This is a genomic window from Bradyrhizobium sp. USDA 4506, from assembly GCF_054058795.1.
Genome location: NZ_JBSSBM010000002.1, coordinates 2,627,582 through 2,646,289, shown reverse-complemented (window position 1 = coordinate 2,646,289; position 18,708 = coordinate 2,627,582). Strand labels below are relative to the sequence as shown.

Here is an 18,708-nt window from a genome sequence, read left to right as displayed (position 1 = left end):
GGCGGTCAACCCGTTGTTTTCTGCCCAGCCCACTACTGCGGGTGCTTGGCAAGTTCCTGCTCGCTCAGGTTCCAGTCCTGCCACAGCTGCAACGCGCCTATAAAGGCGACCAGCGCGCCGAGCAGGATGTGCCAGAACTGCAGCGCGTGGTCCTCGGCGTAACCAAAGACCATGGGCGATGCCATCAGCCAGAGACCGAGCAGAATGCTGGCCACCTCCTCCCAGCGGTGCAGCGCGACATATTCGAGCTGGGCGATGCCGAGCACCAGCATGCCGACCATGAAGCTGTTGAGGACGAGGTGGCTGCGCTCGATATCGACGGCGCCGCTCACCTGCATCGGAAACCAGGGCGAGACCATGATCAGCACGCCGAGCAGCATGCCGAGCCAGTCCTCCCAGGGACGGTGTGTGTTGAAGAAACGATTGTCCGACATGACGAACCTCCTCCGACAAGAGGCATACGTCGGCGGCCGGCTCCGCCACTCCGTACCAGACGACCATCCAGCCGCATCAGGGGCGTATGTCTGTCATCAAACGTAATCGAACTGCATCCATCCGCAAGGCCTATCCCCCGTGCGTGAGACGCGACGGGAGCGATCGTTGCCGGCAAGATGTCACCGCGCCCCACCGAGCCGCGCCAGTGCCCCCTTGGCGCTCTGCAAATCGGGCTGCAGCTCGAGCGCCTTGCGGAAATCGGCCGCCGCGCCCTTCTTGTCGCCGAGCCGCAGCTTGGCCTGGCCGCGATTATTCCAGGAATAGACGTCGGTCGGATCGTATTGCAGCGCCTTGTCGTAATCGGCGAGTCCGCCCTTGTTGTCACCCTGAAAGAGACGGATCATGCCGCGGTTGCGCCAGCCGCGCGCATCGGTCGGCGCGATCCTCGCCGCCTCGCCATAGTCGGCGGCGGCGCGATCGAGCTGCTCGGTATCGCGATAGACATTGCCGCGGTTGATGTAGGCGAGCACGTTGGGCTCGAGCTTGATCTCGGTGGTGAAGTCGGCGATCGCATGCGCCGCGTCGCGCTTGCGGTAGTAGACGAAGCCGCGATTGCCATAGGCGGTGGCGAGCTGCGGATTGTATTTGATGGCGAGGCTGAGATCGGCCAGCGCGCGGTCGAGATCGCCCTTGTTGAGCCAGGCATCGCCGCGATTGTTGTAGGCCAGCGCGAGCGCCGGATCGATGCGGATCGCCTCGTCGTAATCGGCAATCGCATGATCGAGATCGCGCTTGAAGGCGTAGACGCGGCCGCGATTGGTGTAGGCGCAGGCATAGGCGGGATCGAGCTTGATGGCCTCGTTGAGATCGGCGAGCGCTGCATCGAGCTCGCGCTTCTCGGTCAGCCCATGGCCGCGATTGCAATACGCCCCGGCCAGCCGCTTGCCGGTCTCGGTCTTGCCGTCGATCACCGTGGTGCAGGCGGACACGCGGTCGCCGGGTGCCGTCGTCAGGCCGACGCAGGTCTGCCAGCTCGGATCGTCGGCGGCGGCGGCTTGCGGCGGGTCTGGAAGCGTCAACGCGGCGCCGAGCAACACGGCGGTCAGGCAGGCCAAAATGCGCATATCGTCAATCCACAAATGCCAATTTGCGGGTTGGTCGCGGCTTTGCACCGGCGGGTTCACACGCTTACATCAGGGCCTGTAAATCAACCCGGGATTTTGCGATGGCCGCCGTCCGCGACAACAAGGACCAAAACCGCTTCGAGCTCGACACCGAGGGCGGCCTCGCTTTTGCGAACTACCGGCGGACGCCCGCGGCCGTGATCATCACCCATACCGAGACACCGCGCGCCCTGCGCGGCCGCGGCATCGCATCGGAGCTGGTCAAGGGTGCGCTGGAGCTGATCCGCGCCGACGGCCGCAAGGTGATCGCCGGCTGCGGTTTCGTGGTTGATTACCTCAACAAGCATCCGGAATACGCGGACCTTGCCGGCTAGTGTGCTGAATGCGAAGTTCGTGCGATTTCGCGGCAGCCACTTTCACGAACTTCGCATTCATAAAGCACACTAGAATCATAAGTTTGCTAGTGTCCTTATCGAATCCGAAGTTCGCTCCGAAGGTGCGGCAAATGATGCGAACTTCGGATTCGGGACACTAGCACTACTTTGGCAGATTGTGTTTTCGCCGCTGTTTTTCAGGGATTTCCTTTCGGCAATATGGGCACTGCTGAGGCGGCGGCCGAAGGATGAGATCGACGATGGCGTGACGTACGGCTGGCATGGTTGGCTGAGGCGGAGGCCCGTTGATTCTTTTTTTTCCGCCCCGCGTATGCGAGGCGACGATGTTGCAGGAAGGCGTAGGCAATCATTGTCATCAAGGCGTGGCGATGAAGACCTTGCCATGACCGCCCTTCGAAGTGATCAAGTCCAAGCTCCTCCTTCAGCTGTTGATGCGCCTGCTCACAAATCCACCGTGCCTTGATGGTGGCGGCCAGCGTGCGCAGATCCGTCGCCGCCGGAAGATTGGCGAGATAGTATTTCTTCTCCCCGGAGGCACGTTGCTCACCAATGAGCCAGGCTTCGTCGCCTGGGAGATGCTGCTGACCTTTATCCCATATTCGCTGCGGAGGGCCGTCGGCGGTGCGGACACGGAGAGCAGCAAATCGAGCTTTGAGCCGACCTTTCGTCCCGCTACGCCAACTCAGGGTTTTCCATTTGGCGCTGGCCAGCATTTGTTCGGCCGCAATCGATAAGATATCGGGCACGTGGTGCTTTCGTGGTTTGCCACGGACTTTGGTGATCGGCCAAATGAGCTTCACATCGACCGGATACACTTTCTGGTGCCGAGGGATACCGACAGCCCAGGTCAGCCCGCGCTCTGTTAGCCCTTGTCGAAACGGTGCGCTGAGGCCGTATCCTGCATCCGCCAGCACACATCCAAAGCGCATGTTGGCTGCCATCGCGCGGTCAATCTCGGCCAAAGCGATCTCCGGCTTGGACCGTGGCGTTCGGTGTTCGACTGGCACGCGAGCGCGCTTCAAACGAGACATGTCGCTTGTCCAGCTGTCAGGCAGAAAGAGACGTAACGCGACCATCACTGGCACTTCGCCGCGTGCAAGCGTTAAAGACACCAGCGTTTGGCAATTTGCGGTTTTACCGAGAGCCGACGCGTATTGAGCCGCAACACCGACCGATCGCTCACCCTTCTTGGGAAGTGAGGTGTCATCGATAACCAGCATCGCATCCCTGCCGCCGACAAGTCGGTCCGCCTGGTTGAGCAGCTCCGTCTCCAGCGGCGTCGCATCCCAGACACCGTCCGCAATGAAATGGTGCAACTGGTCGTAGTTGCTCGTGGCAAGGCGTTCCGCCATCGGCTGAACGCTCTTGCGATCGCCCGGACCGATCAATCCCGCAACATACAGAGGACACATCCGCTGCCGGGTCTTATGACCCAGCCGGTCCAAGAACGGCATTAGCCAGCGTTCGAGTTCGTCTTCCCATCTCGGCATGGTCAGCCCTCCAAGAGCCGACCACCCATGAATCATTGAAAAATTGATTCGGGAATCCTATAAAACGCGGCAAAATCAACAATCTGCCAAAGTAGTGCTAGAGCCCGTTCCGTTCCGATGGAAGCGGAACGGGGCTCTAGCTGCTCCTTATGACGCGTTTTCTTTACGCGAACCGGTATCCACTTCGCTCGAAAACACTTTTTGCGCCGCGTTCGTCAGACGATCTTGATCGACATGTCGGGCAGGCCCTCGAGCTTGCACAGCAGCACGTCGCCCTTGACCACCGGGCCGACGTTCTCCGGCGTACCGGAATAGATGATGTCGCCGGCCTTCAGCTCGAATGCCTCGGACAGCTTTGCGATCTGCTCGGCGACGCTCCAGACCATGTTCTTCAGATCCGAGCTCTGTCGCACCGTGCCGTTGATCGCGAGCGAGATCGCGCCATGCGTGAAGTGGCCGGTCTTATCAGCCGGATGGATCGGCCCGAGCACCGCGGCATGGTCAAAGCTCTTGCCGATCTCCCACGGCTTCTTCTCCGCGGCCATGCCGTTCTGCAGATCGCGCCGCGTCATGTCGAGGCCGAGCGCATAGCCATAGACGTGATCGAGCGCCTTGTCGGCCGGAATATTGGTGCCGCCGGATTTCAGCGCGGCGACCAGCTCGACCTCATGGTGATAATTCTTGGTCAGCGACGGATAGGGATGATCGGCGACGGTGCCGATCGCGACATTCTGGATCGCATCCGTCGGCTTCTGGAAGAAGAACGGCGGCTCGCGCGTCGGGTCCGAGCCACGCTCGATGGCGTGCGCGGCGTAGTTGCGGCCGATGCAGTAGATGCGGCGAACCTGGAACACCTCGCTGGCGCCGACGATCGGGATCGTCACGGCCGCGACCGGAAACATCGCCTTCGGCGCGGCCTCGGCATGGGCAGGCGCGGATTGCGCGGCGGCGCCGGCCAGTGCGAGAGCGCCGGTCGCAAGCATCGTCCGGCGATCGAGATCAGTCATGGGCGTTCTCCTTGTTGTTGTTGGCCGACCTATAGATGTTCGCCGATCGATAAAAAAGGGCCCGCGTTGGCGCGGGCCCTTTCTATGCACGGGAGGATGATCCTGTCAGTGCTTGATGTCGGGGGGCAGCTTGCCGCCATTGGCCGCGAGCTTGGTCATCACCTGCTTGTGCAGCCAGATGTTCATGCTGGCGGAATCGTTGGTGTCGCCGCTGTAGCCGAGCTCCTTGGCGAGCTCCTTGCGGGCCGACAGGCTGGAGTCGATGTCGAGCGCCTTCATCAGGTCGACGATCGAGGTCCGCCACTCGAGCTTCTCGCCCTTGGCGGCAACCGCCTTGTCGAGGATCGGGGCGACGTCAACGGACTGCGCCGGCGCCGCGCCGGCGGGCACTGCGGCAGGAGACGACGATGCGCTGCCGGATCCACCGGCGGGAGCTGCGCTTGTGGCCGTTCCGCCGGCGGGCGCAGCGGTGGCGCTACTGCCGAAGATCGCGCCCATGATTTTTCCGAAAATGCTCATCGTTCGCTCCCAAGAGAGTTGAGATGTGAAGGCCAGACGGCCTTGGGCGCCTGACCGAGGTCGCAGTTCAAGTCTATCGCCCCCTCCATAGCTTGCCAATGCGACATTCACTTAAGCGTGAGTGCTTTTGGCACAGTTTGGGAGTACCCTCGTTTTACAGTTCGCGACACGGCCAGTTCCCTGCTCTGTCTTTCGCGTCTGGCTTGATCGTGATCGCTTCGAGAAGCGGCAGGTTTGTGCCCGCATGCCGGGCGCCAGATGCGACCGCCCAGAGGGAGACAACGACCATGGCCACGTCATACCAAGGCAATGTCAGTTCGATGACGCAGAGCGGACAAGGCGCCGCGTCTGCGCCGGTCATCCGCACCATCGGCTTGTCCGATTTGCATCATGCGCTGCGTCTCGGCTGGGAAGACTTCAAGGCGGTGCCAAGTCACGCCATCGTCCTCTGCCTGATCTATCCGGTGCTCGGCCTCGTGCTTGCGCGCACCGTGCACGGCTATTCCGTGCTGCCCCTGCTGTTTCCGCTGGCCGCGGGCTTTGCCCTGCTCGGCCCGTTTGCCGCCATCGGCCTCTACGAGATGAGCCGCCGCCGCGAGGACGGCGGGGAAGCATCTGCCTGGGATGCCATGGAGGTATTCCGCTCACCGTCATTCGGCGCGATGCTTGGGGTCGGAACGCTGCTGTTCGCGCTGTTCGTGACCTGGATCGCCACCGCCCAGGCGATCTACACGGCGGTGTTCGGCTATGAGACCGCGGCCAACATTCCCGATTTTGCCGCGCGCGTGCTGACCACCCAGCAAGGCTGGTGGCTCGTCGTGGTCGGCTGCGGCGTCGGCTTCCTGTTCGCGCTCGTCGCGCTTTGCATCAGCGTGATCGCCTTCCCCATGATGCTCGACCGCCAGGCGACCGCCGGCGAAGCCATGGTGACGTCGATGCGCGCCGTCGCACAGAACCCGGTGCCGATGGCGGCCTGGGGCCTGATCGTCGCGGTGCTGCTGGTGCTGGGAACGATTCCGTTCTTCCTCGGGCTTGCCGTGGTGATCCCGCTGCTCGGTCACGCCACCTGGCATCTCTATCGCGAGGTCATCGTCAAGGATCCGAATGCGCGGCCGGTGATCCCCGAACCGCGCGAGCGCAAGCCCGCCGCGGACTTCCCGGCCAATCTGTTTCCGTGGCGGCGCAGCGATCGCGGCTAAGCGCCGCTAACCCGGATTCGTAAACGTCAAAGCAACCGCCGGCCGATATGTTCGGCCGGCGGTTTGTCGTTCAGGATCGTCAAATGGGTGTGAAACTGGCGTGGCATTTGCAGCGCGGCCTGAGAAAAAGCGGCTCGGTCACGAGCCTTGTTTTGGCCGCTGTTGCCGCGAACATACCCGCCGCCTTGCGCGACCAATCGATGACATCGCAGACCCCGGAGTGAATCGCTTATGACCTCTCGCTCTTGCTTTCGCACGCTCGCCATCGGCGCGTGGCTCCTGACCTCGACGGCATCGGCGCTGGCCGCTCAATGCGGCACGGGCACGTTCGAATCCTGGCTCGACGATTTCAAGAAGGAAGCTGCGACGAAGGGCATTTCGCAGAACGCGATCCAGGCCGGGTTGACTGGCGTCACGCAGGACAAGGCGATCCTCGCCCGCGACCATTCGCAGCAGGTGTTCAGCCAGACCTTCGAGCAATTCTCGGGCCGCATGGTGCCGCCGCGGCTCAATCGCGGCTCCGACATGATGAAGCGCTACGGCTCGGTGCTGTCGCGAATCGAGGAGGCCTACGGCGTACCGGGCGAAATCCTGGTCGCGATCTGGGGACTGGAGACCGATTTCGGTGTCAACACCGGAAAGTTTCCGACCATACGTTCGCTGGCGACGCTCGCCTATGATTGCCGCCGCTCCGACATGTTCAAGGCCGAGTTGATGGATGCCTTGCGCATCGTCGAGCGCGGCGATCTGCCGCCGCAGGAGATGCGCGGCGCCTGGGCCGGCGAGATCGGCCAGACTCAATTCATGCCGTCGTCCTACATCAAGTTCGCGGTCGACTTTGACGGCAACGGCAAGCGCGACCTCCTGCACAACGTGCCCGACGTGCTGGCGTCGACGGCGAACTACCTGAAGAGCTATGGCTGGAAGAAGGGCAAGGGCTGGGAGCCCGGCAGCGAGAATTTTGCGGTGATCCAGCAGTGGAACAAGAGCGAAGTGTACGCCAAGACAATCGGCTACTTCGCCACCCAGCTCGCCAAGGCTCCGTAGCGCTTTCACACCAGCGTGCGTGGCGCAGCGAGCCAAGGATGAGGCCAACCTTCTGCTCTGACTCGATCAAAGCTGGTCCAGCTGCGGATGAATCAAAAAGGGCCGACTGCCCCAGGCAATCGGCCCCTATCGCTATGACCAAAACCTACTTCGCCATGCTGGCTTCGGCAGCCTTGCTGAGATGCGCGCCGCAAGCGCCCCACTTGTTGTTCAGCATCGCGTCCTGAGCGAGCGAGACTTCCTTCTCCGCCGCGAATTTGACCTCATTGTCAGCCATAGCTTCGACTGCAGCTTCGGTCTTGCCGAGATTGGCACCGCTGCAGCCGAGGCCCGCGTGATGACGATGCGCGGCCTGAGCGGGAGCGACAGCGTAGGCAACGGCAGCCACGGTGGCTGCTGCGATCAATGTCTTAATCATGGGATGATCCATCTGTTGTTCTTGGACAGATCCCAGCGTGATTGCGGAATCTGCGGAACGATTATTCGCTGTCCCCGGCACCGTTCAGAATGAACTTCGCGCGATACAAACGTGATGAGCGCTGCGCGCGCATCGCGCATGCGTTGCATAGTGTTTTGATTACATGTCGGTAAGGAAGCGGCGCCGCAATAGCTTTGCTCGATGCGTTCACTTCAATCGAGCTGCACTTCCGATAATCAGCAGCGCGTTCGCGCGGCAGGCGAAAATCTGAACGGGCGGGAGGACCGAATTACCTCCGAGGTCAATGCGACTGATTGACGCTGCGTCCGCCTAGGTGCCGCCCCATCATGCTATGAATATCAAATCATTCATACAGCAATATTCCGCATGCGAATCGCGCATGGAACACGCCGCCGTGATCTGGCGTCAGACGCGCGTCATCCCTTGACCGAACGGTTCGTAATTACCATATGAACGGCGTAGTTCAAGCCACCACCATTCTTCTAACTCACTGATCTCAAGAAGATTTTTTCGCCGTCGCCGAGCTATGCGGAACTTTGGTCCACCGGACCTGGCTCGATGCGCCAAACGGTTAACCGGAACTTACCATCGCTATGCGTTTTGAGCTTAGCTGCATCGCAACATCGGAACTACCGCACTGCACTATATCATCTATATTCACTTCAACGATGAGGCTTTGGAAAAGCTGAATCTGAATTACTAGGAGACTACCATGTTGCTCTCGCTCATCCGCATGATCCAGGCTTTCCGGGATTATCAGCGCAATGTCAGCGAACTGTCCCAGCTCAGCGATCGCGAACTCGCCGATATCGGCCTCGACCGCTCGGACATTCCGCGCGTTGCCGCCGGCACCTACAACGGCTAATCGGCCGCAAGCCATCTGCTAAACGGATAACGCCCGCTTCCACAGCGGGCGTCGTCGTTTGTGGTGCGGTTTCAGATGCATATGAGATCAAAACGCGCTAACGCTGCGCGATGACACCGCATCAATCCTCTTCCCAACCCGTGCACATCGTGGGCGCGGGGCTCGCCGGCTCGGAAGCCGCCTGGCAGGTCGCCAATGCCGGCGTCCGCGCCGTGCTGCACGAAATGCGCCCGCACCGGATGACCGAGGCGCATCGGACCGAAGGCTGCGCCGAACTGGTCTGCTCGAACTCCTTCCGCTCCGACGATGCCGCCAACAACGCGGTCGGGCTGCTGCACGCGGAGATGCGGCGGCTGGGCTCCCTGATCATGCGCTCGGCCGACGCCAACCAGGTGCCCGCCGGCGGCGCGCTGGCGGTCGACCGCGACGGCTTTTCGGCGGCCGTCACCAAGGTGCTCAACGAACATCCGCTGATCGAGATCAGCCGGGAGGAAGTCTCAGGGCTGCCGCCGGCCGACTGGAGCAACGTCATCGTCGCGACCGGTCCCCTCACCTCGGCACCGCTTGCCGACGCCATCAGGCAGCTGACCGACGAGAGCGCGCTGGCATTCTTCGACGCGATCGCGCCGATCGTGCACAAGGATTCCATCGACATGTCGGTGGCCTGGTTTCAGTCGCGCTACGACAAGGTCGGCCCCGGCGGCACCGGCGCCGACTACATCAACTGCCCGATGACGAAGGAGCAGTATGACGCCTTCGTCGCGGCGCTGCTCGACGGCGAGAAGGTCGACTTCAAGGACTGGGAGACCAACACGCCCTATTTCGACGGCTGCCTGCCGGTCGAGGTGATGGCCGAGCGCGGTCACGAGACGCTGCGCCACGGGCCGATGAAGCCGGTGGGATTGACTAATCCGCACAACCCGACGGTCAAGCCGTATGCGATCGTCCAGCTGCGGCAGGACAACAAGCTCGGCACGCTCTACAACATCGTCGGCTTCCAGACCAAGCTGAAGCACGGCGCGCAGCAGCGCGTGTTCCGCACCATCCCCGGCCTCGAGAACGCGGAGTTCGCGCGCCTCGGCGGCCTGCATCGCAACACCTTCCTGAATTCGCCGAAGCTGCTCGACGGTCAGCTGCGTCTGCGCGCGCAGCCGCGGCTGCGCTTCGCCGGGCAGATGACAGGCTGCGAGGGTTACGTCGAGTCGGCCAGCGTCGGCCTGATCGCCGGCCTTTGCGCTGCCGCCGACATGCGCGGTGCCGCGCTGACGCCGCCGCCGGCGACGACCGCGCTCGGCGCGCTGCTCGGCCACATCACTGGCGGCCACATCGAAACAATCGAGGCCGGTTCGCGCTCGTTCCAGCCGATGAACATCAATTTCGGTCTGTTCCCGCCGCTGGCCAGTGCGCCGACCAAGAAGCCGGACGGCTCGCGGCTGCGCGGCAACGAGAAGACCGTCGCCAAGAAGCAGGCAATCAGCGCCCGCGCGCTCGCCGATCTCGACCACTGGATCGCAGAGCACCTGCGCGTTGCGGCAGCGGCCTGACAGTCATGAGCTTGCCGAAAGACGATGACGCCACCCTGTCGGTGCGGTGGAGCCAGGGCGTGCTGCTCAAGCGCGACGTGTTCTCGACCGTCGAGCGCGGCCGCTTCCGCGCCGCTGACGGCGAGGTCGACGGCGTGCTGCGCCGGCTCGATCAGGTGCCGTTCTGGTCGTTCGCCCTGGCGCTGCATCTGTTCTCGCGCGAGCGCCGCGCGCTGACCTTGGCGCGCGACCTCGACGTCGGGCCGAAGCTGTTGTGGGCCGGCCGTCGCGCGCTGGTGCGTGGCTTCATCGACGGCGCGGCGCTGCATCTGGCGAAGCCGCACGGCGACGTCGCCTATTTTCGTTCCGCCAAGGCCGCGTTGCGCAAGCTGCATCGCGCCGGCATCTGCCACAACGATCTCGCCAAGGAGCAGAACTGGCTGGTCGGCCGCGATGGCCGCGCCTACCTCACCGACTTCCAGCTTGCCGCCTGCTTCAAGACCCGCAGCCGACTGTTCCGCATCGCCGCCTATGAGGATCTGCGGCATCTGTTGAAGCACAAGCGCAGCTACGCGCCGGAGGCGTTGACGCCGAAAGAGCGCAAGGTGCTCGCAAAGAAGTCCGCGGTCGCCAGCATCTGGCTCAAGACCGGCAAGAAGGTCTATCAGGCGATCACGCGCGGCATCTTCAATTTCACCGACCGCGAAGGCGGCGGCCGGAGGCTGGTCAACGACGCCCCGGTATTGATCGATCTGATCCGCAAGAATCCGCAGGTGCGCGACACCGCGATCGTCGCCTTTGCCGACCGGCGCGTCGGCGTCGGACTCTACGCCTTCGTCGAGGCGGACCAGTCCGCGCTGGAAAAGACGCTACGCAACGAGCTTACCGCCGCCAGGGACGTCAAGCCGCCCGAACACATCCAGATCGTGCACGCGCTGCCGCGCGATGCCGCCGGCAAGCCGCGCACCGAAATCCTGCAGCTCGTCGCCATGAACCAGATCGACCTGATCGAACCGATGATGCGCAGCGACGCCGATCGCGAGTTCCTCAAGGACATCCTCGAGCAACGCAAGAATCTGCGCGACCGCTTCAATTTTGAAGTCGCCGAGATGGACCGGCCGGCAGGTTAGCGCGCGCTTGTCGGCGCGGGGCCCTCGACAAACGCGGCGCGAAGCTTCACTCTTTGCGAGGGGTAGCGCGCTCAAGGGACAAGTTTAATGCCACTCACCCGTGGCCGGATCGGGGGATACGATTCCGAACGACTGGCGTTCGGATTCACCATGATGAACGGCGACCAGGAAATCGAATGCCAGATCAGCGACGCCGCGTTGGACGAGCTGGCCGGCACGCGTGGAACGGCGAGCATGGCGCGGCAAGCCCAGTTCGTTGCGCTGCGCGACGCGGTCGAACAGATCGCATCCGACATCTATGACAGTGGCCCGATGGTCAAGGGCATAACGATCCGGATCTTCACCAAGCACATCCCGAAAGCGCAGAGCTAGCGACCGAACTCCTCCGTGCGCGCGGCTCGCCACAACGTCCAGAGCGTGCGCAGGCGCGAAACCGGCTTCGGCAGGAACGGGTCGTAGTCCTCCCTCCTCGCCCGGTTCAGCTCGCGCCTGACATGGGCGAGCGGCAGGAAGATCGGCCTCACGCCGGACGGAACATCCGCAAGCAGCCCGAACGAGGTCTTGAGATGGCCCTGGGCCTCGTCCGCAAGCTGATCGATCGCGGCACGGATGTTCGGCGTCACCTTGCCGGCAAACACCTCCTCCTTGCTGCCGCCGTGCTGCTGCAGCAGCTGTAACGGCAGAAACAGCTGATGCCGTGAGGCGTCGCGGCCGAGCGAAGCGATGACTTGAGCCATGCCCTGGGCAAGACCCGCATGACGGGCCAGATGATCGATCGCCTCCGACGGCCGCGCCACCACGCGCGTCGCCTGCGAGAACAACACTGAGGTCGTGGCGTCGAGATAGCCCTCGAGCGCGGCCAGCGACGGCATTGGGTCGTTGTAGAGATCGAACTGGTGCTCCTCGACCAGCCGCGAGAATGGCGAGACCGGCAGACGGTGATTGCGGATCGTGTGCAGCAGTTCTGCCGCGACCGGATTGCCCTCGACGCCGCCATGGCCCGCACCGGCCAGCATATCGGTCCACCATTGCAGCCGCATCTCGCCGGGCAGCGGCTGGCTGACCTGCTCGTGCACGCGCGAGACCTCGATGTTGAAGGCGTAGATCGCAAGCATCGCGCGCCGTTCCGGACCCGGCAGGAACAAGGTCGACGCGTAGCGCACGAAGTCATGGCTCCGCACCAGATCGGCGCAGAAGGCCGCGCCGTCCTTCGGTGCCTCTGTCGCGCTCATTGCACCGCGATCAGCGCCGCCGCGACGCGACGCCGCTCGCCCAGCATGATGTTGTAGGTGCGGATCGCAGGTCCCGTCTGCATCGGATCGAGCACCACCCGCACGGCCCGCAGAGCCTCGCGCAGGCCCTTTGGCGGGACCCAGACGTCGGTGCCGGTGCCGACGATCAGCGTGTCGATCGCATTGGCGGCCGCGAACACCTTTTGCAGCGAGTATTCGTCGATCTCTTGCGGCCTGGTGACCGGCCAGGCCCAGATCGAGTCAGGCAGGCACAAGAGCGAGCCGCGGTGCGACATATCGGCAAACGCGAAGCCGCCCTTGCCGTAGGCCTCGATCGGCGCCGACCTCGGAAGATGGGGAGCGTCCGAGGAGTTGCTCATGACCGGCTACTTCTTGGCTGCCGCCGTGTCCGGCTTCTTGGCCGGCGCGTCCTGCGCCGCCTCTCCACCCCGCGTGGTGTGAACACCGAGATAGATCAGGATCGGCGCCGCGATGAAAATCGAGGTGTAGGTGCCGACCAGCACCACGCCGAACATCATGACCGCGGTGAAGCTGTGGATCGCCTGGCCGCCGAACAGCAGCAGCGCGAGCAAAGCCAGCGTCACGGTGACGTGGGTGATGATCGAGCGCGACAGCGTCGAATTGATCGATTCGTTCAGCAGCTGCGGCATCGGCATCTTCTTGTAGCGCCGCAGCATCTCGCGGATACGGTCGTAGATGACGACGGTATCGTTGAGCGAATAACCGAGAATCGTCAGCAGCGCCGCGATGCTGGTGAGGTCGAAATCGACCTGGGTGATCGACATGAAGCCGATCGTGAGCACGATGTCGTGGACGTTGGCGATCATGGCGCCGAGCGCGAACTGCCATTCGAACCGGAACCAAAGGTAGATCAGGATGCCCATGATCGCGAACATCAGGCCGATCATGCCGTAGGCCAGCAGTTCGCCGGAGACGCGCGGTCCTACCACCTCGACGCGACGGTAATCGACGGATTCGCCGAGCGCGCCGCGCACTTTCGTCACCGCATCCTGCTGCGCCTTGTCGCCGCCGGGCTGCTCGGCGACGCGGATCAGGACTTCCGCCGGACCGCCGAACTGCTGAAGCTGCACCTCGCCGAGGCCAAGGCCGTTCAAGGTGGTGCGCATCGCGGCGATGTCGGCGGTGCCGGACTTGGCCTGCACCTCCAGTAGCGTGCCGCCCTTGAAGTCGATGCCGAAATTCAGGCCGTGGGTGAAGAACAGCGTGATGGCAAGGATCGAGAGCAGCGCCGAGATCGGGAAGCTGATGCGGCGAAAGCGGGTGAAATCGAAATGCGTGTCGTCCGGCACGATGCGCAGCGGCGGCAGCAGGCCGAGCGCCGCGACCACGGTCAACACGGCGATCAGGATGCCAAGGCCAATGAGAACGGTATGAGTCACAACAGGCCTCTCAGATCGGCACGGTTTGCGGCCGCTTCCACCGCACCCAGCCGGCGACGATCAGGCGCGTCAGGGTAAAGGCGGTGAACACCGTGGTGATGATGCCGATGCCGAGCGTCACGGCAAAGCCGCGGACCGGTCCGGTGCCGATGTAGAACAGCACGGCGGCGGCGATGAAGGTGGTGATGTTGGAGTCGAGGATGGTCGCCAATGCCCGCTTGAAGCCGGCGTCGATCGCCGAGATCGCGTTGCGGCCGCCGCGCAATTCCTCGCGGATGCGCTCGTAGATCAGCACGTTGGAGTCGACCGCGATGCCGACGGTCAGCACGATGCCGGCGATGCCCGGCAACGTCAGCGTGGCGTTGAGCAGCGACAGCAGTCCGAAAATCATGGCGACGTTGATCGCCACCGCGATGTTGGCGAACACGCCGAACAGCCGATAGGTGATCAGCATGAACACGATGACCAGGATCGAGCCGACATAGGCCGCGAGCTCGCCCTTCTCGATCGAGTCCTGCCCGAGGCCGGGACCGACGGTACGCTCTTCGATCACGGTCAGCGGCGCCGGCAGCGCGCCGGCACGCATCAGGATCGCCAGATCGTTGGCCGACTGCACGGTGAAGCTGCCGGAGATCTGGCCCTGTCCGCCGGTGATCGGTTCACGGATCACGGGTGCCGAGATCACCTTGTTGTCGAGCACGATCGCAAACGGCTGGCCGACGTTTTCGGCCGTCGCCTGGGCAAATTTGCGCGCTCCCGACGTATTGAACTTGAAGCTGACGATCGCCTCGCCGGTGCGCTGGTCAAAGCCTGGCTGCGCATCGGAGAGCTCGCCTCCGGAAACCAGGACCTGCTTCTTGACGACATACGGAACCGGCGGCGGTGACGCGCTCATCAAGAGTTCGGAGTCCGGCGGCAGGCGGCCCTGCTGGGCCTGGTCCGGCGACACCGAGCTGTCGACCATGCGGAATTCCATCTTCGCGGTCTTGCCGAGCAGCTCTTTCAGGCGGGTCGGGTCCTGCAGGCCCGGCACCTGGACCAGGATGCGGTCGGTGCCCTGACGCTGGATCACCGGCTCGACCGTGCCGAGCTCGTTGACGCGCCGTTCGACGATCTGGATCGATTGCTCGATGGTCTGCCGGATGCGCTCGGTGATCGCGGCCTGCGGGACCGTCAGACGGATCAGGCCGCCGCCGGCATCGGCAACCTCGAGGCTGCGCTGGCCGCTGGAGCCGAGCAGGCCGCCGAGCGGTTGCGACAGCTCGCGGAGCTTCGACAGCGCCGTCGCCTGGTCGCCTTCCCTGGAGATGCGGACTTCCACCGCGTCGTTACGCGTGTTGAGCCCGGTGTAGCCGATCTTGGCTTCACGAAGCACCTTCCGGACATCGTCGCGGATCTGGTCGAGCTTCTCCTTCTTCACGTAGTTGGAGTCGACTTCGAGCAGCAGATAGGAGCCGCCCTGCAAATCGAGGCCGAGAACCAGGCGCCGCTGCGCCCAGGCCGGCCAGGTCTTCACCTGCGCTTCGGGGAAGAAATTGGGCACGGCGCACAGGCAGACCACCAGCGCTGTCAGGATAATCCCCAGCGCTCGCCACCGCGTGAAATACAACATCGAGTTGACCCGTCAGATTCCAAAAAGGCGCCGCGGCAATCAGCTCGCGGACGCCTCGTCCTTGGCGTCGCCCTTCGCCGGCTCACCCTTGGTACGCACACCCGAGATCATCTGGCGCATCTGGCGCACGCGAACGCCGTCCGAAATCTCGAACTCGATCTGGTCGTCGTCGACCACCTTGGTCACCTTGCCGACGAGGCCGCCCGAGGTCACCACGGTGTCGCCGCGGCGGATGTTCTTCACGAGGTCCGCATGGTCGCGCACCTTCTTCTGCTGCGGGCGCAGAATCAGGAAGTACATGATGACGAAGATCAGCGCGAATGGCAGCAGCGACATCAACATGCTGTTGGTGTCACCAGTCGCTCCAGCCTGGGCAAACGCAGGAGTAATCAGCATTCGGACGATCCTCGGATAAGACGGGAAAGAACCGGCAGCGCCCTCGGATTCGGGGCGGTATGGCGGTCCGGACAAATTCGCGCGGACTATAGCGGCCGCGGTCCCAATTGCAACGTTAACGGACCTTCATTTAGGGCGCTTGCGGGACCGCCGCCAGCCCGATAAGGCTGCGCCGTCAGGAACTGGACAAATGCCGAAAAAAGCCAAGAAAACGACCAGTAAAACAACCCGCAAAACCACCCCCAAGGCTGCCGCCAAGCGCGCTGAAAACGCCGCGACAAAACGCCCGGTAACGGCGCTCGACGGCGCAGCGGCCGAGCGGATCGCGAACGCCCTGGAGGTCATCGCCAGCCGCCTCGCGGACGCCTCCCCGGCCCTCGATCCGGCCGAGACCTTCGGCGCCGCGGACGCCTTTGTCTGGCATCCGGACGGGCGCCTCGCCCCGGTGCCGCGCGTCAGCCGCGTCGAGATCGGCCTGCTCAAGGGCGTCGACCGGATGCGCGATATCCTGATGGAGAACACCGAGCGCTTCGCCGACGGCCTGCCCGCCAACAATGCGCTGCTCTGGGGCGCCCGCGGCATGGGCAAGTCGTCGCTGGTCAAGGCCACCCATGCCAGCATCAATCTCGACCGCAAGCCGGCCGACCGGCTGAAGCTGATCGAGATCCACCGCGAGGACATCGAGAGCCTGCCCGGCCTGATGGAGCTGCTGCGCAGCTCCTCCTTCCGCTTCATCGTGTTCTGCGACGACCTCTCGTTCGACGGCAACGATGCCTCATACAAGTCGCTGAAGGCCGTGCTGGAAGGCGGCATCGAGGGGCGCCCCGACAACGTCATCCTCTATGCGACCTCGAACCGGCGGCATCTGCTGGCGCGCGAGATGATCGAGAACGAACGCTCGACCGCGATCAATCCCGGCGAAGCGGTCGAGGAAAAGGTGTCGCTGTCGGACCGCTTCGGCCTCTGGCTCGGCTTCCACCGCTGCAGCCAGGACGAATACCTCGCGATGGTGAGGGGCTATTGTGACCATTACGGCATCAAGATCGCCGAGGACGAACTCGAGCGCGAGGCGCTCGAATGGTCGACCACCCGCGGCTCGCGCTCGGGCCGCGTCGCCTGGCAGTACACGCAGGAACTCGCAGGCCGGCTCGGCGTGCGGCTTAGTGGCAATTAACAGGAATGGGAGGCATAGCCCTCCCGCCATCGCCTGTGTAGCCCGGATGGAGCGCAGCGCAATCCGGGATCGGTGCACGCCGCGGGTGAGCTCCCGGATTTCGCTTCACTCCATCCGGGCTACGCGGCTGAGCGGCAAGTAATCGTCGCTGCAATCGTCAAAACAAAACGGGGGAGGCTTGCGCCTCCCCCGCTGTCTTTGTTGTGAGACTTGGAAGTCCCTTGAAGTCCCGACGCGTAGCTTACGCGCCGTTGAGGAACTGGAGCGGATCCACCGGCGACGATCCCTTGCGGATCTCGAAGTGGAGCTGCGGCGAGCCCGCCTCGCCGGACTGGCCCGACTTGGCAATCACCTGACCGCGCTTGATGGTATCGCCGCGCTTCACCAGGATTTCGCTCGCATGGGCGTAGGCGGTGACGTAGCCGTTGGAATGGCGGACCAGCACGAGATTGCCGTAGCCCTTCAGCTCATTGCCCGAATAGGCGACGACGCCGTCTTCGGCCGCTTTCACCGGCGTGCCCTCGGGCACCGCAACGTTGATGCCGTCATTGACCTTGCCGTTGGTCTTCGAGCCGTAGGCGGTGATGACCTTGCCGCGCACCGGCCAGCGGAAGGTCGGCAACGCGCCGGTGGCCTCGCTCGACTTGGTGACGACGGGCGCTTCAGCCGCAGCCGCCGGCTGTTCGACGGTCGCGGTCGGCTGGACCAGCCGCGCGCTCTGCTGCGGCAGCGCGGTTGCAACGACCTTCGGGGCTGCGACCGCCGGTGCTGGAGCCACGGCAGCAACCGGCGCGGCAGCAATGGGTTGCGCAACGGACGCGGGTGCGGCCATCGCCGTCTTGGCGCCGGGCACCACGAGCTTCATGCCGAGGCTCAGCCGGGCCGACTGGTCAAGATTGTTGGCGCGGGCGAGCTCGGCCACCGGGATGTGGTGCTGGCGCGCGATGCTGTGCAGCGTGTCGCCGCGATTGACATAGTGGACGCCGGCGGGCGCGGCTGCCACGGCGACAGGGCGCGTGGCCGGTGCGGCCATTGCTGGCGCCGCGGCCGACGCCGTCGGGCGCGGAATGACCAGCTGCTGGCCGGGCGACAGCGCGCGCGGTCCCTTGTAGCCGTTGGCGCGCAGGATCTCGGCGGTCGAGACGTTGTAGCGGCGTGCCAGCACTTCCAGCGTATCGCTGGTGCCGACGATGATGGTGGTGCCGTTGTGCCCGGCAGGGCCTGCGGCGACCGAATGCGGAACGGTGCCGGTGGATTCGATCTGCGGACGCGCGGGCGGCGGCGTGTAGGACGAGACCCCGCGCCCTCCTCCGGAGACGCCGGCATTGCCATTGGCGACCGGATAGGACTGCGGCGCCGCTGCGACCGGCGGCGGCAACGGCTGTGACTGGTATTGCGAATACTGCGGTTGCGTTCGCGGCCGCGCGTATTGCGGCAACTCGCGCGGCGGCGGCGCCTGCTGCACGGTGCCGGTCGGCTGCGGATCAAACGCAAACGGATTTTGCGAGTAGGAGTTTTGCGAGAAGCGCGACGACATATCGGCGCTGCAACCGGCAAAAGCCATGGACATCAGCGTCAGCACCGCAACCTGCGGTACGCGACGCGAGCGAAGCAACTCAACAACCCCAGACATGGTTACTCACTCGTACGCAACAAAAGACTGTTTTGAGTAAACACGTACCGAGTAAATAACCGCTTAA

21 protein-coding genes are annotated in these 18,708 nt (G+C 63.8%); 9 read left to right on the top strand and 12 right to left on the bottom strand.

The window, feature by feature from the left end; genetic code table 11:
* Positions 1-32: 32 nt before the first annotated feature.
* Both ACVIHF_RS14565 and ACVIHF_RS14560 read right to left on the bottom strand, forming a co-directional pair.
* The gene (locus ACVIHF_RS14565) at positions 33-434 is read right to left on the bottom strand and encodes an SPW repeat protein (RefSeq protein WP_253608690.1); all 402 of its coding nucleotides are present in this window, start codon (positions 432-434) and stop codon (positions 33-35) included.
* A gap of 180 nt (positions 435-614) precedes the next feature.
* Entirely contained in the window at positions 615-1,559 is a 945-nt protein-coding gene (locus ACVIHF_RS14560; RefSeq protein ID WP_456780597.1) for a tetratricopeptide repeat protein, read from the bottom strand.
* Positions 1,560-1,660: 101 nt separating this feature from the next.
* On the opposite strand from ACVIHF_RS14560, the gene ACVIHF_RS14555 reads away from it, so the two are divergent.
* Entirely contained in the window at positions 1,661-1,933 is a 273-nt protein-coding gene (locus ACVIHF_RS14555; RefSeq protein ID WP_456780598.1) for a GNAT family N-acetyltransferase, read from the top strand.
* Between the two features lie 197 nt (positions 1,934-2,130).
* Here ACVIHF_RS14555 and ACVIHF_RS14550 read toward each other — a convergent pair whose 3' ends face one another.
* From ACVIHF_RS14550 to ACVIHF_RS14540, 3 genes are all read right to left on the bottom strand, one after another.
* Positions 2,131-3,480: an IS701 family transposase gene (locus tag ACVIHF_RS14550; protein ID WP_225648232.1), complete on the bottom strand. Its 1,350-nt coding sequence runs from the start codon at positions 3,478-3,480 to the stop codon at positions 2,131-2,133.
* Positions 3,481-3,659: 179 nt separating this feature from the next.
* Positions 3,660-4,451, bottom strand: coding sequence for a fumarylacetoacetate hydrolase family protein (locus ACVIHF_RS14545; RefSeq protein WP_456780599.1), 792 nt, complete (start codon positions 4,449-4,451; stop codon positions 3,660-3,662).
* Positions 4,452-4,556: 105 nt separating this feature from the next.
* Positions 4,557-4,970 (bottom strand): DUF3597 domain-containing protein, encoded by a 414-nt coding sequence (locus tag ACVIHF_RS14540; protein WP_229160630.1) that lies wholly within the window; start codon positions 4,968-4,970, stop codon positions 4,557-4,559.
* 287 nt (positions 4,971-5,257) lie between these two features.
* Between ACVIHF_RS14540 and ACVIHF_RS14535 the strand changes: the two genes are divergently transcribed.
* The 3 genes from ACVIHF_RS14535 to ACVIHF_RS14525 all read left to right on the top strand — a co-directional run bounded on the left by ACVIHF_RS14535 (position 5,258) and on the right by ACVIHF_RS14525 (position 7,216).
* Positions 5,258-6,169, top strand: a complete 912-nt coding sequence (locus tag ACVIHF_RS14535; protein WP_057018609.1) for a DUF2189 domain-containing protein — start codon at positions 5,258-5,260, stop codon at positions 6,167-6,169.
* An 83-nt stretch (positions 6,170-6,252) separates the two neighbouring features.
* Positions 6,253-6,393 carry a hypothetical protein gene (locus ACVIHF_RS14530; protein WP_156436338.1) on the top strand — a complete coding sequence of 47 codons (141 nt, stop codon included), beginning with the start codon at positions 6,253-6,255 and terminating at the stop codon, positions 6,391-6,393.
* A gap of 7 nt (positions 6,394-6,400) precedes the next feature.
* Entirely contained in the window at positions 6,401-7,216 is an 816-nt protein-coding gene (locus ACVIHF_RS14525; RefSeq protein ID WP_253608693.1) for a lytic murein transglycosylase, read from the top strand.
* A gap of 145 nt (positions 7,217-7,361) precedes the next feature.
* Here the strand turns inward: ACVIHF_RS14525 and ACVIHF_RS14520 are convergent, their stop codons facing one another.
* Positions 7,362-7,646 (bottom strand): hypothetical protein, encoded by a 285-nt coding sequence (locus ACVIHF_RS14520; protein WP_028332121.1) that lies wholly within the window; start codon positions 7,644-7,646, stop codon positions 7,362-7,364.
* A gap of 721 nt (positions 7,647-8,367) precedes the next feature.
* On the opposite strand from ACVIHF_RS14520, the gene ACVIHF_RS14515 reads away from it, so the two are divergent.
* The 4 genes from ACVIHF_RS14515 to ACVIHF_RS14500 all read left to right on the top strand — a co-directional run bounded on the left by ACVIHF_RS14515 (position 8,368) and on the right by ACVIHF_RS14500 (position 11,545).
* Positions 8,368-8,520, top strand: a complete 153-nt coding sequence (locus tag ACVIHF_RS14515) for a DUF1127 domain-containing protein (protein ID WP_016846063.1) — start codon at positions 8,368-8,370, stop codon at positions 8,518-8,520.
* 110 nt (positions 8,521-8,630) lie between these two features.
* The gene (gene trmFO, locus ACVIHF_RS14510) at positions 8,631-10,064 is read left to right on the top strand and encodes a methylenetetrahydrofolate--tRNA-(uracil(54)-C(5))-methyltransferase (FADH(2)-oxidizing) TrmFO (RefSeq protein ID WP_456780600.1); all 1,434 of its coding nucleotides are present in this window, start codon (positions 8,631-8,633) and stop codon (positions 10,062-10,064) included.
* A 5-nt stretch (positions 10,065-10,069) separates the two neighbouring features.
* Entirely contained in the window at positions 10,070-11,173 is a 1,104-nt protein-coding gene (locus tag ACVIHF_RS14505) for a serine/threonine protein kinase (RefSeq protein ID WP_456780601.1), read from the top strand.
* 87 nt (positions 11,174-11,260) lie between these two features.
* Positions 11,261-11,545 carry a DUF1488 family protein gene (locus ACVIHF_RS14500; protein ID WP_225644360.1) on the top strand — a complete coding sequence of 95 codons (285 nt, stop codon included), beginning with the start codon at positions 11,261-11,263 and terminating at the stop codon, positions 11,543-11,545.
* Here ACVIHF_RS14500 and ACVIHF_RS14495 read toward each other — a convergent pair.
* The 5 genes from ACVIHF_RS14495 to yajC are packed head-to-tail and all read right to left on the bottom strand — an operon-like array spanning position 11,542 to position 15,834.
* Entirely contained in the window at positions 11,542-12,405 is an 864-nt protein-coding gene (locus ACVIHF_RS14495) for a phytoene/squalene synthase family protein (RefSeq protein WP_225644358.1), read from the bottom strand. The two genes, ACVIHF_RS14500 and ACVIHF_RS14495, sit on opposite strands and share 4 nt — an antisense overlap.
* On the bottom strand, positions 12,402-12,785 hold the full coding sequence (locus tag ACVIHF_RS14490; RefSeq protein ID WP_456780602.1) for an Mth938-like domain-containing protein: 384 nt from the start codon (positions 12,783-12,785) through the stop codon (positions 12,402-12,404). The genes ACVIHF_RS14495 and ACVIHF_RS14490 overlap by 4 nt, the downstream gene beginning before the upstream one ends.
* A gap of 6 nt (positions 12,786-12,791) precedes the next feature.
* On the bottom strand, positions 12,792-13,826 hold the full coding sequence (gene secF / locus ACVIHF_RS14485; RefSeq protein WP_168858627.1) for a protein translocase subunit SecF: 1,035 nt from the start codon (positions 13,824-13,826) through the stop codon (positions 12,792-12,794).
* Between the two features lie 10 nt (positions 13,827-13,836).
* Positions 13,837-15,438, bottom strand: coding sequence for a protein translocase subunit SecD (gene secD, locus ACVIHF_RS14480; RefSeq protein WP_057018530.1), 1,602 nt, complete (start codon positions 15,436-15,438; stop codon positions 13,837-13,839).
* Between the two features lie 39 nt (positions 15,439-15,477).
* A complete protein-coding gene (gene yajC, locus ACVIHF_RS14475) occupies positions 15,478-15,834 on the bottom strand; it encodes a preprotein translocase subunit YajC (RefSeq protein ID WP_026192737.1) in 357 nt (118 codons plus the stop codon).
* Positions 15,835-16,024: 190 nt separating this feature from the next.
* On the opposite strand from yajC, the gene ACVIHF_RS14470 reads away from it, so the two are divergent.
* Entirely contained in the window at positions 16,025-17,008 is a 984-nt protein-coding gene (locus tag ACVIHF_RS14470) for an ATP-binding protein (RefSeq protein ID WP_141340434.1), read from the top strand.
* Positions 17,009-17,249: 241 nt separating this feature from the next.
* Here ACVIHF_RS14470 and ACVIHF_RS14465 read toward each other — a convergent pair whose 3' ends face one another.
* The gene (locus tag ACVIHF_RS14465) at positions 17,250-18,641 is read right to left on the bottom strand and encodes a LysM peptidoglycan-binding domain-containing M23 family metallopeptidase (RefSeq protein ID WP_253608698.1); all 1,392 of its coding nucleotides are present in this window, start codon (positions 18,639-18,641) and stop codon (positions 17,250-17,252) included.
* Between the last annotated feature and the right edge of the window lie 67 nt (positions 18,642-18,708).

Bases quoted from the DNA above. Each gene is read 5' to 3' on its own strand.
- ACVIHF_RS14565 (WP_253608690.1), bottom strand. From the start codon at position 434: ATGTCGGACAATCGTTTCTTCAACACACACCGTCCCTGGGAGGACTGG.
- ACVIHF_RS14560 (WP_456780597.1), bottom strand. From the start codon at position 1,559: ATGCGCATTTTGGCCTGCCTGACCGCCGTGTTGCTCGGCGCCGCGTTG.
- ACVIHF_RS14555 (WP_456780598.1), top strand. From the start codon at position 1,661: ATGGCCGCCGTCCGCGACAACAAGGACCAAAACCGCTTCGAGCTCGAC.
- ACVIHF_RS14550 (WP_225648232.1), bottom strand. From the start codon at position 3,480: ATGATTCATGGGTGGTCGGCTCTTGGAGGGCTGACCATGCCGAGATGG.
- ACVIHF_RS14545 (WP_456780599.1), bottom strand. From the start codon at position 4,451: ATGACTGATCTCGATCGCCGGACGATGCTTGCGACCGGCGCTCTCGCA.
- ACVIHF_RS14540 (WP_229160630.1), bottom strand. From the start codon at position 4,970: ATGAGCATTTTCGGAAAAATCATGGGCGCGATCTTCGGCAGTAGCGCC.
- ACVIHF_RS14535 (WP_057018609.1), top strand. From the start codon at position 5,258: ATGGCCACGTCATACCAAGGCAATGTCAGTTCGATGACGCAGAGCGGA.
- ACVIHF_RS14530 (WP_156436338.1), top strand. From the start codon at position 6,253: ATGGGTGTGAAACTGGCGTGGCATTTGCAGCGCGGCCTGAGAAAAAGC.
- ACVIHF_RS14525 (WP_253608693.1), top strand. From the start codon at position 6,401: ATGACCTCTCGCTCTTGCTTTCGCACGCTCGCCATCGGCGCGTGGCTC.
- ACVIHF_RS14520 (WP_028332121.1), bottom strand. From the start codon at position 7,646: ATGGATCATCCCATGATTAAGACATTGATCGCAGCAGCCACCGTGGCT.
- ACVIHF_RS14515 (WP_016846063.1), top strand. From the start codon at position 8,368: ATGTTGCTCTCGCTCATCCGCATGATCCAGGCTTTCCGGGATTATCAG.
- trmFO (WP_456780600.1), top strand. From the start codon at position 8,631: ATGACACCGCATCAATCCTCTTCCCAACCCGTGCACATCGTGGGCGCG.
- ACVIHF_RS14505 (WP_456780601.1), top strand. From the start codon at position 10,070: ATGAGCTTGCCGAAAGACGATGACGCCACCCTGTCGGTGCGGTGGAGC.
- ACVIHF_RS14500 (WP_225644360.1), top strand. From the start codon at position 11,261: ATGCCACTCACCCGTGGCCGGATCGGGGGATACGATTCCGAACGACTG.
- ACVIHF_RS14495 (WP_225644358.1), bottom strand. From the start codon at position 12,405: ATGAGCGCGACAGAGGCACCGAAGGACGGCGCGGCCTTCTGCGCCGAT.
- ACVIHF_RS14490 (WP_456780602.1), bottom strand. From the start codon at position 12,785: ATGAGCAACTCCTCGGACGCTCCCCATCTTCCGAGGTCGGCGCCGATC.
- secD (WP_057018530.1), bottom strand. From the start codon at position 15,438: ATGTTGTATTTCACGCGGTGGCGAGCGCTGGGGATTATCCTGACAGCG.
- yajC (WP_026192737.1), bottom strand. From the start codon at position 15,834: ATGCTGATTACTCCTGCGTTTGCCCAGGCTGGAGCGACTGGTGACACC.
- ACVIHF_RS14470 (WP_141340434.1), top strand. From the start codon at position 16,025: ATGCCGAAAAAAGCCAAGAAAACGACCAGTAAAACAACCCGCAAAACC.
- ACVIHF_RS14465 (WP_253608698.1), bottom strand. From the start codon at position 18,641: ATGTCTGGGGTTGTTGAGTTGCTTCGCTCGCGTCGCGTACCGCAGGTT.